Here is a 14439-nt window from a genome sequence, read left to right as displayed (position 1 = left end):
GACGGTCTGCGGGCAATACGCTCGGCACCAGCCATACACCGAGCCGAGGAGGGCGTCGTGCGCCTCACCAAGCCAGCCCCGCCGGCCGCCACGGAAGACCAGCCGCAGCCGTCGATGCTGCAGCGAAGCCCGCTGGCGCTCGGCTACATCGTCACCCTGGGGGCGGTGGGTGCGATCGTCACCGGATTCGCCCTGTACGGGCTGCGCTCGATCATCTTCATGGTGTTCCTCGCGATGTTCGCGACCGTGGGCCTCGACCCGCTCATACGCTGGTTCCAGCGCAGGCACATGTCGAGGCCGTGGGCGATCGTGACCGTGATCCTGCTTCTCATCGCCGTCATCATCACCATCGTCTGGGTGGTGCTGCCTCTGGTGATCCAGCAGGTCCAGTTCCTCGTGACGACCATCCCGAAAGAGGTGGCGAACCTCAAGGACCAGGGCTGGTTCGACCCGGCCAACGCGTCGAGCAACGGCGTGCTCGGCGCCCTGGTGAACTGGGTGGCGACCGAGATCCAGAAGCCGGAGGTGTGGGCGTCTCTCGGCACCGGCCTTGTCGGCTTCGGTCTCTCGATCGTGAACGGGCTGACCTCGGGGTTCTTCATCGCGATCCTGACGATCTACTTCATCGCGACGTACGACGCCACGAAGGAGGCTGGTTACAAGCTGGTGTCCGCGTCGCGCAGGGCGACGTTCATCAGCTACGCCGAACGCATCCTGCGCAACTTCGGCAAATACCTGAGCGGCATGGTGGTGCTGGCGTTCTTCAACGCCGTCTACAGCGTGATCCTGCTGCTGCTGACCGATGTGCCCGGCGCGTTCCTCATCGGAATCCTCGCGTTCTTCATCACCCTCATCCCGTTGATCGGAACGGTGCTGACGACCGCCGCGATGACGGTGCTCGCGTTCATCCACTCCCCCGTGTCCGGCCTGTTCGTGCTGATCTTCATGCTGATCTACATGCAGGTCGAGGCATACATCCTCACCCCCAAGGTGATGGGCAAGGCCGTGCAGGTGCCAGGGTCGGTGGTGCTGATCTCGGCGCTGGCGGGGTCGACGCTGTTCGGACTCCCCGGTGCGCTGGTCGCCATCCCGATCTCTGCGGGCATCATCCTGATCATCAAGGAGATCGTGATGCCGAGGAAAGAGCTGCGCTGACGCGCTCGTGCAGCGTGGCGGGTGACTCAGGCGGGCGACTCGGGCCGACGGCTCAGGCGGGGAGGTCGGCGACGAACAGGTCGCCTTCCTGCTCCAGCGGCATCCGCTTCTCGAGCGGGATGTCGTAGCGCTGCACGAACGCCGAGGCGGTGAGCACGGACTGGCTGTCCTGCTTGGTCAGCTTGAACGCGTTCGGATCGTCTGCGCTGGTCGCCTCGAACCCGATCCTGTTCGCCTCGTCGTCGAACAGCAGCCGCAGGTGCGTGGCACCCGCCAGGAGCCTCGTCGCGGCCGCATTGAAGTGCACGCGGCCGTTCGGAAGGAAGCGCACGGTCGGAACTCCCCGCCCCGCGCTTGCCGCATTCTCGAACACCTCGAATGGCATGAACGCATTCTAACGCCGCATGACGGCTTCGCACAGAGGTAATCCCTCGGCAGGCCCCGCAACGAAAATGCCCGGTCAGATTATTGATCCGACCGGGCTTTTCCTGTGGTGCACCCCCTCGGACTTGAACCGAGAACCCACTGATTAAGAGTCAGTTGCTCTGCCGATTGAGCTAGAGGTGCGTTTTGTTCGGCGACCCGAACGAGGCTCAACACTAGCATCCACCTCGCCTTCATTGCCAATCGAGCATCCTTCGACTTCGGCACCGTCCGTTCACCATGCGTCGGTAGGCTCGTCTGGTGACTTTCGACACCGCATCCTCACCGTTCGCCGACGACCTCGCGCTCGCGCTGCGCCTCGCCGACATCGCCGATTCGATCTCTCGGGAGAAGTTCCGCGCCCTGGATCTGCACATCGACACGAAGCCGGATCGCACCCACGTCACCGAGGCGGACCTGGCCGTCGAGCGGGCCATCCGGGAGACGATCGCCGCCGAGAGGCCGGGCGACGGCATCCTGGGCGAGGAGTACGGCACGGAGGGCGACGCATCCCGCCAGTGGATCGTCGACCCCATCGACGGCACCGCCAACTATCTGCGCGGCGTCCCGGTGTGGGGCACGCTCATCGCCCTCGCCGTCGACGGCGTGCCGGTGGTCGGCGTGGTCAGCTCGCCGGCGCTCGACCGACGCTGGTGGGCGGCACGGGATGCGGGAGCGTGGCTCTCCGAGTCCGGCGCGGCGCCCCGGCGCCTGCGGGTCTCCGCCGTCGCCGACCTGGAGCACGCATCCATCAGCTTCCAGAGCATCGCCCAGTGGGATGGCGCGGGCTACCTCGACAAGCTCATTGCGCTCACCAGGCAGGTGTGGAGGGACCGCGCGTACGGCGACATGTGGTCGTACATGCTGCTGGCGGAGGGGGTGCTGGATGCGGTGGGCGAGTTCGACGTGAAGACGTACGACCTGGCCGCGCTCATCCCGATCGTGCAGGAGGCGGGAGGCACGTTCACCTCGGTCTCCGGCGACGCAGGGCCCGGCAACGGCTCCTCCCTCGCCAGCAACGGCCTGCTGCACCCCGCTCTCCTCGACGCGCTCGCCTGAGCAGCAATCGAGCCCAGGGTTCTTCACCGCAAGACGCGAGTTTGCGGTGAAAAACCCTGGGCTCGATTGCTGCGCGGGTCAGAGGGCGGCGAGGGCCTCTTCGAGGCGCTCGTAGCCTTCGGTGACGCCCTTGGCCTGGCCGGAGGCGACGATGCCGTCGCGCGCCTCCATCGTCGGGTACACGGCGTGCGCCCTCACCCTGGTCCGTCCGCCATCGAGCGGCTCGAACGTGATCGACTCGATGCTCACCACATCCGGGTAGCCCTCGAACTCGAACGTCTGGATGGCGAACTCGTTCTCGCGAACGACGTGGAACACGCCACGGAACGCGTACTCGGCGCCCTGCGGGTCGCGGTGCACGAAGCGGTAGCGGCCTCCCGTGCTGAAGTCGTACTCCTTGATGTCCATCTCGTAGCCGCGCGGACCGCTCCACTGCGCGAGCAGCGCGGGGTCTTTGTGGGCGAGGAAGACCTTCTCGATCGGGAAGTCGAACTCGCGCTCGATGTCGACGAACGGCAGGCCGTCCGGTGCGGTGATGGTGACGGGGTTGCTCATTTCTTCTTCTCCTTGTGTGCGACCGTGTCGCCGAGGTCGGCGAGCACAGTGTCGAGGCTGCGGTACTGCTGCTCGTGGATGAGCCGGTAGCGGTCGATCCACGAGGTGAGCTCTTCGAGGGCGGACGGTTCGAGGTGGACGGGGCGACGCTGCGCATCCCTGGTCCTGGTGACGAGGCCAGCTTCTTCGAGCACGTGGATGTGGCGGGAGATCGCCTGCGTGGTGATCGCGAACGGCTCCGCCAGTTCGTTGACCGTGGCGGGCCCCGTGCTGAGCCTGGCGACGATCGCCCGCCGCACCGGATCGGCCAGCGCCTGAAACGCCCTGTCGAGCCTGGCGTCGCTGTCCGTGTCCATACCCAACCATTTCCTTTATCAACTACTACGTTGAATACAATAATCCCGGTCTCCGCACCCGTCAACCCCTAGTGTGGGACGGGTGAGCAGTCCCAGCGAACCACTCGTGCACATCGATCACTTCCGGATGGACTTCGGTCGAACGACCGTCATCCGCGACCTCTCCTTCGACATCGCCCGCGGCGAGACGTTCGGCTTCCTCGGCAGCAACGGCTCGGGCAAGACCACAACGATCCGCGCGCTCCTCGGCATCTACCAGCCGACCGGAGGCGTCCTGCACATCGACGGCAGGCCGTTCAGCCCGGAGGCCGGCGACAGGCTCGGCTACCTGCCGGAGGAGCGCGGGCTCTACAAGAAGGAGTCCGTCATCGACGTGATGGTCTACTTCGGCAAGCTCAAGGGGCTCGGCAAGGAGCAGGCGCGCACCTGGTCGCGCAGCTATCTCGAACGCGTCGGCATCGGCGACAAGGAGAAGGTGCGCCTGGACAAGCTCTCCGGCGGCCAGCAGCAGAAGGTGCAGCTCGGCGTCACGATCATGAACGACCCCGAGCTGCTCATCCTGGACGAGCCGACCAAGGGCTTCGACCCCGTCAACCGCCGCCTGCTCATGGACATCATCGACGATCAGAAGCGCGCAGGATCGACGGTGATGATGGTCACCCACCAGATGGAGGAGGTCGAGCGCCTCTGCGACCGCGTGATCCTCCTCAAAGACGGCGTCTCGCGCGCATACGGAACGGTCGCCGAAGTGCAGGAGCAGTTCGGCGGCACGGTGATCCACGTCGACCACGACGGCACGATCCCCGCCTCCGGCGCCTATGACATCGCACGGGATGCGGGCGGTCACGCAGAGCTCGACGTCGCCAACGATGCGGACACGGCCGCCATCCTCCGTTCCCTGGTGGATGCGGGCCTCGACGTCACCCGGTTCGCACCGACCAGGAAATCGCTCGACGACATCTTCGTCGAAGTGTACGGAGCAGACAGCAGGGAGACCGACTGATGGCCCAGCACAACCTCGGGACGGTCGTCTCGTTCGAGTTCCTGCGCACGGTGTCGAAGCGCCGGTTCTGGGCGATCACGCTCGTCGTGCCGATCTTCGCCATCGCGCTGATCAGCCTGATCGTCGCCTCCAACGTCTCCACCGCGCAGACCGCCGACGCACAGAAGAACGCACGCTTCGAGTTCCAATACGTGGATGCGTCCGGGCTGGTCGATCCCGCCGTCGCCCGGCAGCTCGGCGGCTCGCCCGCCGACAGCAGCGCATCCGGGGTCGACGCCGTCAAGTCGGGCTCGTCCGAGGCGTTCTTCGACTACCCAGCCGACCCGGCGAAGGAGACGGTGAAAGTCTACGGCGCCGACGCCGGGCTGCTGCAGAACGCCAAGTACTCCTCGGCGGCGGAGTCCGTGCTCTCGGCGAGCGTCGAGAAGCGCATCGGCTCCCCCACCGACGTCGCCGTGCTGCGCGGCGAGATCCAGACCTCGACTACCACGTTCAAGGACGGCGCGGTCGCCCCCGGCTTCGAGGCGATCATCCCCGCCCTGATCTTCCTGGTCGCGTTCTTCATCGTGATCGTGTTCCTCGGCAACCAGATGCTGAACTCCACGCTGGAGGAGAAGGAGAACAGGGTCACCGAGATGATCCTGACCACGATCAACCCGACGAGTCTGCTCATCGGCAAGGTCATCTCCCTGTTCATGATCGGCATCATCCAGATGGCGGTGTTCGCACTGCCTGTGGTGTTCGGGTACCTGTTCTTCCGGGAGCAGCTCTCGATCCCGAGCCTCGACTTGTCCGGGCTGGTGTTCGAGCCGGAGAAGATGATCGTCGGAGCGCTCATCCTGATCGGCGGTTTCGCCCTGTTCACCGGAACGCTCGTGGCGGTGGGCGCCGTGATGCCGACGGCGAAGGATGCGGCTCCGCTGTTCTCGATCGTCATCTTCTCCATCGTGATCCCGCTCTACGCGTCCGGTTTCGCCATCAGCTCTCCGCAGTCGCCGATCGTGCAGGTGCTCGCGTTCTTCCCGTATACGGCCCCGATCACCGCACTGATCTTGAACGCGTTCGGCACGCTGCCGCTGTGGCAGGCCATCGTGATCATCGTCGAGCTGTTCGTGCTGTCGGCCGTCGTGCTGCGCATCGCGGTGCGCCTGTTCCGGTACGGCTCGATCGAGTACACCAACAAGGTCAAGATCCGGGATGTGCTGACCAGGCGATCGAACTCGGCGGGAGCGCGTTCCTGATGCGCGCTGTCGTCGTCTCCGCTCCCGGGGACGCGGACGTACTGACCGTCGCCGAGGTTCCCGAGCCGGACGCCGCTGACAGTGAGGTGCGCATCCGGGTGACGGCGGCAGGCCTGAACGGCGCCGACCTGTCGCAGCGGCGCGGCTACTACCCTCCGCCTCCCGGTGCGCCGGAGTGGCCTGGCCTGGAGGTCTCCGGCGTGATCGATCAGGTCGGCGCTTCGGTGACCGCCTGGTCGGTCGGTGACCCGGTCTGCGCGCTCCTGCCAGGCGGAGGCTACGCAGAGTACGTCACGGTGGATGCGGGCCTCGTGCTCCCCGTCCCGCCCGGCGTCGACCTCGTGGAGGCCGCCGGCCTGCCGGAGGTCGCGGCGACGGTGTGGTCGAACGTGTTCCAGCTCGGTGAGCTCGCCGAGGGCGAGACACTGCTCGTGCACGGAGGGTCGAGCGGCATCGGTTCGATGGCGATCCAGCTCGGCCGGGTGTCCGGCGCGCACGTGATCGCGACGGCCGGCAGTCCCGTGAAGGTGGAGTTCTGCCGCTCGCTGGGCGCTGAGGCGGCCATCGACTACCGGGAGAGCGACTTCGTCGAGGTGGTGCGCGACGTCACAGGAGGCCGAGGCGTCGACGTGGTGCTCGACATCGTCGGCGGTGCGTACATCGCCCGCGACCTGGACGCGCTCGCGACGGGCGGCCGCATCATGTCGATCGCCACCCGCGACCGCACGCCCGCCTCCATCGACACCGGCCTGCTCATGCACAAGCGCGCCAGGATCTGGGGCACGACGCTGCGGGCGCGCCCCCTGGCCGAACGGGTCGCCATCGTGGCCGGGGTGCGCGAGCACGTCTGGCCGCACCTGGCCGCTGGACGGGTGCGCCCCGTCATCGACGCGGTGTTCCCTCTCGAGGACGCACCGCAGGCGCACCGCCGGATGGAGTCGTCCGCCCATCTGGGGAAGATCCTGCTGCAGGTCGGTTGACCGCGGAAACGACGACGACGACCGCGACGCCCACCGCGTACGCCGCCAGATCGATCCACTGGAACGTCGACCCGAGCACGAAGTATGCGCCGGGGATGCGCGTCTCGATCGCCCGCGGAACCGGCGTGAGCTGCAGCACCTCGATCGCCCAGCAGAACGCGAGTGCGACCACAGGAGCCACCCAGCGCGGCGCACGCGGCACCAGCCACGCGACCAGCACCACGATCAGCGCCGCGTACAGCGCATCCCCCGCGAAGCCGCCGACGGGCCCGTCCGCGAACGCGTGCACCGCCAGCCCGGCCAGCAGGATGCACGCTGCGGCGATTCCGAGGCGGGCACGGCGGCCGGGTCTGCTCACCCTCCGAGAATAGGCGCGCGCATCCGGTCGCCGCGTCCGTCTCGCGGATGAGAAAATCGGAGGATGACCGCACCTTCCGACTCCGCCCTGTTCTCCCTGCCGAAGGCAGAGCTGCACCTCCACATCGAGGGAACGCTCGAACCCGACCTCGTCTTCGAACTGGCGGGCAAGAACGGCGTCTCGCTCCCGTACTCCTCGGTGGAGGAGCTTGCGGCGCAGTACGACTTCGCCGATCTGCAGTCGTTCCTCACCCTCTACTACGCGACGATGGATGTGCTCCGCACCGAGAGCGACTACGCGGAGCTCACCCGCCGCTACCTGACCACGGCGGCGAGCCAGGGGCTCCGCCACGTCGAGCTGTTCTTCGACCCGCAGGCGCACACCGCCCGCGGCATCCGCATCGAGACGGTCATCGACGGCATCTCCACCGCGCTGGAGCAGGCGGAGCGCGACCTCGGCATCACGGGCGGCATCATCCTCAGCTTCCTGCGCGACGAGCCGGTGGAGGCGGCGGACACCATCCTCAACGCCGGGCTCAGCCGTCGCGAGCTCCTGCTCGGCGTCGGCCTGGACTCCGCGGAGGTCGGCTACCCGCCGTCGCTGTTCCAGGACGTCTTCGCCAAGGCACGGGACGAGGGCCTGCACGTCGTCGCGCACGCGGGCGAGGAGGGCCCCGCGTCGTACATCCGCGAAGCGCTCGACCTGCTCGGCGCCGAGCGCATCGACCACGGCATCCGCGCCGTCGACGACCAGGAGCTGGTCGCCCGCCTCGCCGAGGAGCGCATCGCCCTCACGATGTGCCCGCTGTCCAACCTGCGGCTCCGCACGATCGACACGCTCGCCGAGCATCCACTGCTCCTGCTCGACGCGGCCGGCGTGCGCGTGACGATCAACTCGGACGACCCGGCATACTTCGGCGGCTACATCGGCGACAACTTCACCGCGGTCCGGGATGCGCTCGGCGTGACCGCGGAGCAGGCCGAACGCTTCGCGCGCACCTCCATCGAGGCATCGTTCGCCTCCGACGACCGCAAGAAGGAGCTGCTCTCCGAGGTGGATGCCTGGCGCGGCTGACGCCGGAGCGATACAGTGAGCGCGTTGCATCCCCGGGGGTGATGACATGGCGCGAACCAGGCCGACCGCAGGGCGCGGACCTGTGCCCGCCGCCCCTGTGCCCGCCGCCCCCGTGCCCGCCGCCCCCGTGCCCGGTTCTCCGCTGCTCAGCGCCGAGGGCGCGGCCATCGTCGCGGGCGGCGGCACGTTCGTGCTCGTGGTCGTCGTCGCGCTTCCGGTGTTCTGGGGCGGCAGCCTACCTATCGCGGGTCCCGGCTCGCTCGGCCAGTTCGTGGCCATCGCGGCCGGGATCATCGCCGTGCTGGTGTATGTCGCAGGGCGGCTGTGGCCGCGGGACGGCTTCCGGCCGTTCCGGACGGCGGTGGGAACAGCGACCGCGACGTCGACCGGGAACCACGCGCGGCGCGTCTCCCCCGTCGACGTGTTCGACACCGTCGCCATCGCCGTCGCGCACGGCGTCGTCGCCCTGCTCGGCTGGCTGGCGCTCGGCGCGGTGCTGGCGAACGGGTTCCAGGACGCGACGGTGTACTTCCTCTCCGCGTCCGCCCTCGCCGCAGTCGCCTGCGCCGTCACGGCATACGTGGTGTTCCTGTCGTCCGTGCAGATGGACCTCATGCGCCTGTCGACGGTGCTCGCCGCGTTCGTCATCGTCGGCATCCTCACCTCGATGCTCAGCGCACCGGACCCGCACTGGTGGATGCTCCACCTCAGCGCCCTCGGCATGTCCAGCAGCGTGTCGTCGCTGTCGTTCAACCTGACGCTGATCGTCGCCGGGGTGATCGTCACCGCGCTCGCCCGCTACGCGACGGACGTGCGCAGCCTCGTGCCGGACACGGGCAGCGGTGCGGCCGGGCAGGACGACGCGCGCCGCAGGCGGTCGGCGCTCCTCCGGGTGCGGGTGGCGCTCATCCTGATCGGGGTGCTGCTCGCCGGGGTGGGCGTCTTCCCGCTGAACGTCTCGGCGGTGCTGCACAACGTGTCGGCGGTCGGGATGGTGCTGACGTTCTCGCTCGTCGTGTTCTGGGTGCGCGCAGCGCTCCCCCAGGCGCCAGGGTCGTTTTTCATCCTGGGCTACGTGTTCTTCGCCACGATCGTCGTGATGCTGCTGTTCTACGTGGTCGGCTACTACGTGCTCACCGCGACCGAGCTGGTCGCCGGGGTCGTCGTCTTCAGTTGGCTGATCGTGTACCTGCGGGTCAGTGGCGCCGCGACGCCCGCGCCGTCTACCAGCGCCGCGCCTGAGAAGCCGGCTGCGCCTTCGACTCCTGCCGCGTAAGGGCCGCGTCCAGCACGATGGCAGCGCGGATCAGCGCCAGATGCGTGAACGCCTGCGGGAAGTTGCCGAGCTGACGACCGGCGGGGTCGATTTCCTCGGCGAACAGCCCGACGTGGTTGCCGTACGTGAGCATCTTCTCGAACGCGTACTGCGCCTCCTCGATCCGGTCGGCGTCGGCCAGGGCGATCACGTAGAAGAACGAGCAGAGCGAGAATGTGCCCTCCTCGCCTGGCAGGCCGTCCGGCGACGCCGCGGGGTTGTAGCGGTAGACGAGACTGTCGGTGACCAGTTCCTCGCCGATCGCGTCCAGTGTCGAGAGCCACATCGGGTCGTGCGGGGAGATCATGCCGACCAGCGGCATCAGCAGGGTGATCGCATCCACCACGTCGGTGCCCGGGTACTGCACGAACGCCTGACGGTCCGGGTTCCAGCAGCGCGTGAAGACCTGCTCGTAGATGGCGTCGCGGGCCAGGATCCAGACGTCGAGCGGCGCGGGAAGGCCGCGCTCGCGGGCGATGGCGATCGCGCGGTCGAAGGCGACCCAGCACATGATCCGTCCGTAGGTGAAGTCCTTGCGGCCTCCCCTGGTCTCCCAGACGCCCTCGTCCGGCTGGTCCCAGTTGTCGACCAGCCAGTCCAGCACGGCGCGCAGCTTGCTCCAGCCCGGATGCCCGATCCTGCGATACTGCTCTGTCACGAACAGGGCGTCCAGCGCTTCGCCGTAGATGTCGAGCTGGAGCTGATCGGCCGCGCCGTTGCCCACGTTGACCGGCCGCGACCCTGCGTAGCCCTCGAAGCCGTCGAGCTCCAGCTCCTCCAGGTCGCTCGACCCGTCGATCCGGTACATGATCTTGAGCGGACCGGAGGACTCGCCTGCCTGCTCCGCCACCCGGTCGGCGACCCAGAGGGCGAACGAGATCGCCTCCTCCGTGTAGCCGAGGGCCAGGAGGGAGTGCACCGAGAACGAGCCGTCCCTGATCCAGGTGTACCGATAGTCCCAGTTGCGCACGCCGCCGAGCTGCTCCGGCAGTGCGGCCGTCGGTGCGGCGACGAGTCCGCCGCTCGGGGCGTACTGGAGCAGCTTGAGCACCATCGCCGACCGCTCGACCGCCTCGCGCCACCTGCCGGTGTATGTGCCGATGCTCAGCCAGTCGCGCCAGAACGTGACGGTGTGCCGGAACAACTCCTGCCCGCGGTCGACGGAGAGGCCGTCGGCGTCCGCGTGCGGCGCCGTATGGAACGCGAACAGCCGCAGGTCGCCCGCCGACATCGTGACGTCGAGCACCGCATCCCCGTCGTCGAGCTCTGTCACCTGTTCGTCGTCGTGCACGCCGGACAGCGCAGCGCCGGAAAGCCCGTCGTCGAAGCGCACCCATCCGTCGGAGCGGGATGCGGTGTGCCGGCGGCGTCCGAAGTCGAACCTCGGGCGGCACTCCAGCCGGAACGTCAGCTCACCGCGCACCAGCCGCACACCGCGCAGGATGCGGCGCTCCTCCGTCGCGACGGTCGGATCGTCGGCCACCGGCATGAAGTCGATGACCTCGCCCACCCCGGACGCGCTCATGAACCGGGTGATCAGCACCGCCGTCTGCGGGAAGTACATCTGTTTGACCCGCACGTCCTCACCCAGGGCGTGGATGCGGAAGAAGCCGCCCTTCTCCCTGTCCAGCAGCGACGCGAAGACCGCGGGCGAGTCGAATCGCGGAGCGCAGAACCAGTCGATCGTCCCGTCGGTGCAGACGAGTGCGACGGATTGCAGATCGCCGATCAGCCCGTGGTCTGCGATATCGGGGAATTCTTGTCTCGGTGTCTCCATCATGGGAGCCCTCCTCGGACGATGGCGCCACTATAGACCCGCAGGTACACCCACAGCCAGAGTGAGGGTTATCCTCGCGCCCGTCTGGGACTAAGATCCGGTGCCAGCGGAAAGCCCACCTTTCCGGCAGGAGGTCGTCATGACCGCATCCTTCACCGCGACATCCCACGCCGGGGTCCGCAGACTCATCGCACCGCTCGCGCTCGCGCAGTTCATCTGCAGCTTCGCCGGGTCGAACATGAACGTGATGATCAACGACATCTCACGCGACCTCCACACGACAGTGCAGGGGGTTCAGGTGAGCATCACCCTGTTCCTGCTGACGATGGCGGCGCTGATGATCCCGGCGGGCAAGCTCACCGACAAGATCGGCCGCAAACGCTGCTTCACCCTCGGGCTCATCGTCTACGGCGTCGGTGCGCTGGTGAGCGCGGTGGCTCCTGGTCTCTGGGCGCTCATCCTCGGCAACAGCCTGCTGGAGGGCGTTGGCACCGCGCTCCTCATCCCTCCTGTCTACATCCTCACCACGCTGTACCTGCCCGACATTCCGACGCGTGCCTGGGCGTTCGGCGTGATCAGCGGGCTCGGCGGGCTGGGTGCGGCGGCAGGGCCGCTGATCGGCGGACTGATCACCACCGCGATAAGCTGGCGCGCCGCGTTCCTGTTCCAGGCGCTGATCATCGTCCTCATCCTGCTGCTGAGCAGACGACTCAGCGATCCGGTCCCCGCCGATCCCCGACGCCCGTTCGACGTCGTCGGGGCGGTGCTCTCCGCACTCGGCCTGTTCGCCATCGTGCTCGGGATCCTCGCCGCCGACAACAGTGTTCCGCTCATGATCGCGCTCCTCGTGGCGGGGGTCGTGATCCTGGTGCTGTTCTTCTGGTGGGTGCGGCGCCGCGAGCACGCAGGCAAGGAAGCGCTGCTCTCCACCTCGCTCTTCCGCAACCGGCTCTCGAACATCGCGCTCGTCACGCAGAACGTGCAGTGGATCGTGCTGATGGGCACGTCGTTCACCGTCTCCGCCTACCTGCAGGTGGTGCGCGGGCACAGCGCCATCGCGACCGGGGTCATCTTCACGGCGGCGACGGTCGGGCTGCTGCTGACGTCGCTGATCGCCGGGCGGCTGGCCACCCGGTTCTCGCAGCGCACCCTCATCCTGACCGGCTTCGTGCTGTGCGTGCCGGGGATCGTGCTCCTGATCTGGCTCGTCGCTGGCAGCAGCACGGACTGGTCGTTCGTCCCTGGGCTCTTCCTCATCGGCGCCGGCCTCGGCCTGATGCTCACGCCGTCGGTCAACGTCGTCCAGTCCGCGTTCCCCGAGAGTGCGCAGGGCGAGATCTCCGGACTCTCCCGCAGCGTCTCGAATCTGGGCTCGACGCTCGGAACGGCCGTGGCGGGCACCATCCTGATCGCCAACGTCGCCGCGGGCTCCGCGGCATACGGATCGGCCATGACGGTGCTCGCGGTGCTCGGGCTCTGCGGCCTGGTCGCCGCCCTGTTCCTGCCGAGGGAGGCGAGCGGCGCGCATCCCCGTGCGTCGCGCGCAGCGGGGGCCGCATGACGACGACCGACGCCCTCCGTCGCGCCAGGGTCGACTTCATCACGGAGGAGTCGGTCTACGGCACCGTGCTCGTCAACGGGATGATCGTGGCCACCGGCAGCCACGGCGCGAGCTCGATGTCGGTCTTCGTGACCGTGCTCACGACCGTGGTGGTGTTCTGGGCGGCGCACGTCTACGCGGGAACGATCGCCGGGCACGGCGTGGACACGGGCGAGCCCGCCGGCCTCGCCGTGTCGTTCCGGCGGTCGCTGCGCCGCTCGGTCGGCTTCCTCACCTCGGCGGTGCCGCCGTCCATCGTGCTCCTGCTCGGGGCTCTTCGCGTCGTCGACGACACGGTCGCCCTGTGGGTCGCGCTCTGGCTGGGGGTGGCGATCCTCGCCGTCCTCGGCTTCATCGTCTTCGCCATGCGCGGTGACTCCTGGCCGATCAGGATCCTCGGCGCCATCAGCACCGCCCTGTTCGGCATCGCCATGATCATCCTCAAGGCGATCATCCACTGACCATGGGCAGACCAGGCGTACGATCCGGCTATGACCACGCAGGAGCAGGGCACCGCGGACGACGAGGCCGACGCGGGCGAGCAGCGTCCCACCGAAGCCGCCGAACTCACGACGCCGGACGGCCGCACCGTCCGCTACTTCGACACCGGCGCATCCCGGACGGGCGGCACGGTGCTCTGGCATCACGGCACGCCGCAGACCGGCGCGATCATCCCCCCGATCGCCGTGGCGGCGGAGGCGGCAGGGCTGCGCGTCGTCTCGGTCGCACGCGCAGGCTACCCCGGCTCCGCCGAGCATCCAGGCCGCACCATCGCCGCCTCCGCCGCCGACGCCCTCCTGGTGCTGGATGCGCTCGGCATCGACGCGTTCGCGACCGCGGGAGCATCCGGCGGCGGACCGCACGCGCTCGCCTGCGCCGCCATCGCGCCGGACAGGGTCACCGCCGTCGCCACCATCGCGTCGCTCGCCCCCCGCTGGGACACTGACGACTGGTTCGCCGGCATGGCATCGCCCGAGGCGCTGCTCACCGCCATCATGGGCAGGGATGCGCGCCTCCACTACGCCGAGCACGCCGAGTTCGACGAGACCTCCTTCACCGACCGCGACTGGGCGGCGCTCTCCGGCACCTGGGGCCCGCTCGGTGCTGACGCGCAGGCGGGTGCGGCGGCCGGACCGGCGGGCGAGTCGGACGACGACGTCGCATACGTGACGCCCTGGGGCGTCGACCTGGCCGACGTGACGGCGCCGACGCTTCTGGTTCACGGCGGAGCCGACCGCGTCGTGCCCGTGGCGCACGCGCACGCGCTGCTGGACCGCATCCCGCACGCCGACCTGCTGCTGCGGCCGCGCGACGGCCATGTCTCCGCGCTGGCGGCCCTGCCGCTCGCGCTGGCGTGGACACGCGATCCCACGTGACCGACGCCCGCTCGGCTCGTGCTAAACGTGCCGTCGCCGACCTCGCCCGCGGGACACGACCCCGCTCGGCTCGTGCGAAACGTGCCGTCGCCGACCTCGCCCGCGGGACACGACCCCGCGCGGCTCGTGCGAAAGGTGCGGTCAGCGCGCGCTGGACCGCACCTCTC

Annotated in this window: 15 protein-coding genes and 1 tRNA gene; 10 read left to right on the top strand and 6 right to left on the bottom strand. The window is 68.4% G+C overall.

Annotation, left to right across the window (positions count from 1 at the left end; translation table 11 throughout):
- Window positions 1-57: 57 nt before the first annotated feature.
- Window positions 58-1155, top strand: a complete 1098-nt coding sequence (locus tag ACYVGI_RS04730; RefSeq protein ID WP_460631518.1) for an AI-2E family transporter — start codon at window positions 58-60, stop codon at window positions 1153-1155.
- Between the two features lie 52 nt (window positions 1156-1207).
- On the opposite strand, the gene ACYVGI_RS04725 is transcribed toward ACYVGI_RS04730, so the two are convergent.
- Together ACYVGI_RS04725 and ACYVGI_RS04720 are read right to left on the bottom strand one after the other, a co-directional pair.
- Window positions 1208-1540, bottom strand: a complete 333-nt coding sequence (locus tag ACYVGI_RS04725) for a hypothetical protein (protein ID WP_460631517.1) — start codon at window positions 1538-1540, stop codon at window positions 1208-1210.
- 106 nt (window positions 1541-1646) lie between these two features.
- Window positions 1647-1722 (bottom strand) — tRNA-Lys (locus tag ACYVGI_RS04720).
- A gap of 117 nt (window positions 1723-1839) precedes the next feature.
- On the opposite strand from ACYVGI_RS04720, the gene ACYVGI_RS04715 reads away from it, so the two are divergent.
- Window positions 1840-2637 (top strand): inositol monophosphatase family protein, encoded by a 798-nt coding sequence (locus ACYVGI_RS04715; protein WP_460631516.1) that lies wholly within the window; start codon window positions 1840-1842, stop codon window positions 2635-2637.
- 78 nt (window positions 2638-2715) lie between these two features.
- Here the strand turns inward: ACYVGI_RS04715 and ACYVGI_RS04710 are convergent, their stop codons facing one another.
- Both ACYVGI_RS04710 and ACYVGI_RS04705 read right to left on the bottom strand, forming a co-directional pair.
- Window positions 2716-3192: an SRPBCC family protein gene (locus ACYVGI_RS04710; protein ID WP_460631515.1), complete on the bottom strand. Its 477-nt coding sequence runs from the start codon at window positions 3190-3192 to the stop codon at window positions 2716-2718.
- Complete coding sequence (locus tag ACYVGI_RS04705; RefSeq protein ID WP_460631514.1) at window positions 3189-3548, bottom strand: ArsR/SmtB family transcription factor; 360 nt, start codon at window positions 3546-3548, stop codon at window positions 3189-3191. Before ACYVGI_RS04705 ends, ACYVGI_RS04710 begins: the two co-directional genes overlap by 4 nt.
- A gap of 127 nt (window positions 3549-3675) precedes the next feature.
- On the opposite strand from ACYVGI_RS04705, the gene ACYVGI_RS04700 reads away from it, so the two are divergent.
- From ACYVGI_RS04700 to ACYVGI_RS04690, 3 genes are read left to right on the top strand one after another with little or no spacing between them, the layout of a single operon-like run.
- On the top strand, window positions 3676-4551 hold the full coding sequence (locus ACYVGI_RS04700; RefSeq protein WP_460632401.1) for an ABC transporter ATP-binding protein: 876 nt from the start codon (window positions 3676-3678) through the stop codon (window positions 4549-4551).
- On the top strand, window positions 4551-5792 hold the full coding sequence (locus ACYVGI_RS04695) for an ABC transporter permease (protein ID WP_460631513.1): 1242 nt from the start codon (window positions 4551-4553) through the stop codon (window positions 5790-5792). The genes ACYVGI_RS04700 and ACYVGI_RS04695 overlap by 1 nt, the downstream gene beginning before the upstream one ends.
- Entirely contained in the window at window positions 5792-6772 is a 981-nt protein-coding gene (locus ACYVGI_RS04690; protein WP_460631512.1) for an NAD(P)H-quinone oxidoreductase, read from the top strand. The genes ACYVGI_RS04695 and ACYVGI_RS04690 overlap by 1 nt, the downstream gene beginning before the upstream one ends.
- On the opposite strand, the gene ACYVGI_RS04685 is transcribed toward ACYVGI_RS04690, so the two are convergent.
- Window positions 6675-7130, bottom strand: coding sequence for a ribosomal maturation YjgA family protein (locus tag ACYVGI_RS04685; protein ID WP_460631511.1), 456 nt, complete (start codon window positions 7128-7130; stop codon window positions 6675-6677). The two genes, ACYVGI_RS04690 and ACYVGI_RS04685, sit on opposite strands and share 98 nt — an antisense overlap.
- A gap of 63 nt (window positions 7131-7193) precedes the next feature.
- On the opposite strand from ACYVGI_RS04685, the gene ACYVGI_RS04680 reads away from it, so the two are divergent.
- A complete protein-coding gene (locus ACYVGI_RS04680; RefSeq protein ID WP_460631510.1) occupies window positions 7194-8204 on the top strand; it encodes an adenosine deaminase in 1011 nt (336 codons plus the stop codon).
- Between the two features lie 46 nt (window positions 8205-8250).
- Complete coding sequence (locus tag ACYVGI_RS04675) at window positions 8251-9480, top strand: hypothetical protein (RefSeq protein ID WP_460631509.1); 1230 nt, start codon at window positions 8251-8253, stop codon at window positions 9478-9480.
- Here ACYVGI_RS04675 and ACYVGI_RS04670 read toward each other — a convergent pair.
- Window positions 9428-11299, bottom strand: a complete 1872-nt coding sequence (locus tag ACYVGI_RS04670; protein ID WP_460631508.1) for a glycoside hydrolase family 15 protein — start codon at window positions 11297-11299, stop codon at window positions 9428-9430. The two genes, ACYVGI_RS04675 and ACYVGI_RS04670, sit on opposite strands and share 53 nt — an antisense overlap.
- A 136-nt stretch (window positions 11300-11435) precedes the next feature.
- On the opposite strand from ACYVGI_RS04670, the gene ACYVGI_RS04665 reads away from it, so the two are divergent.
- From ACYVGI_RS04665 to ACYVGI_RS04655, 3 genes are read left to right on the top strand one after another with little or no spacing between them, the layout of a single operon-like run.
- Complete coding sequence (locus ACYVGI_RS04665) at window positions 11436-12857, top strand: MFS transporter (RefSeq protein WP_460631507.1); 1422 nt, start codon at window positions 11436-11438, stop codon at window positions 12855-12857.
- The gene (locus tag ACYVGI_RS04660; RefSeq protein ID WP_460631506.1) at window positions 12854-13357 is read left to right on the top strand and encodes a hypothetical protein; all 504 of its coding nucleotides are present in this window, start codon (window positions 12854-12856) and stop codon (window positions 13355-13357) included. The genes ACYVGI_RS04665 and ACYVGI_RS04660 overlap by 4 nt, the downstream gene beginning before the upstream one ends.
- A gap of 30 nt (window positions 13358-13387) precedes the next feature.
- Window positions 13388-14272: an alpha/beta fold hydrolase gene (locus ACYVGI_RS04655; protein WP_460631505.1), complete on the top strand. Its 885-nt coding sequence runs from the start codon at window positions 13388-13390 to the stop codon at window positions 14270-14272.
- The last annotated feature ends 167 nt before the right edge of the window (window positions 14273-14439 follow it).

Source organism: Leifsonia lichenia (genome assembly GCF_054780215.1).
Note: the sequence above shows the minus strand (reverse complement) of the source record. Positions and strands in the feature narration are given on the sequence as shown.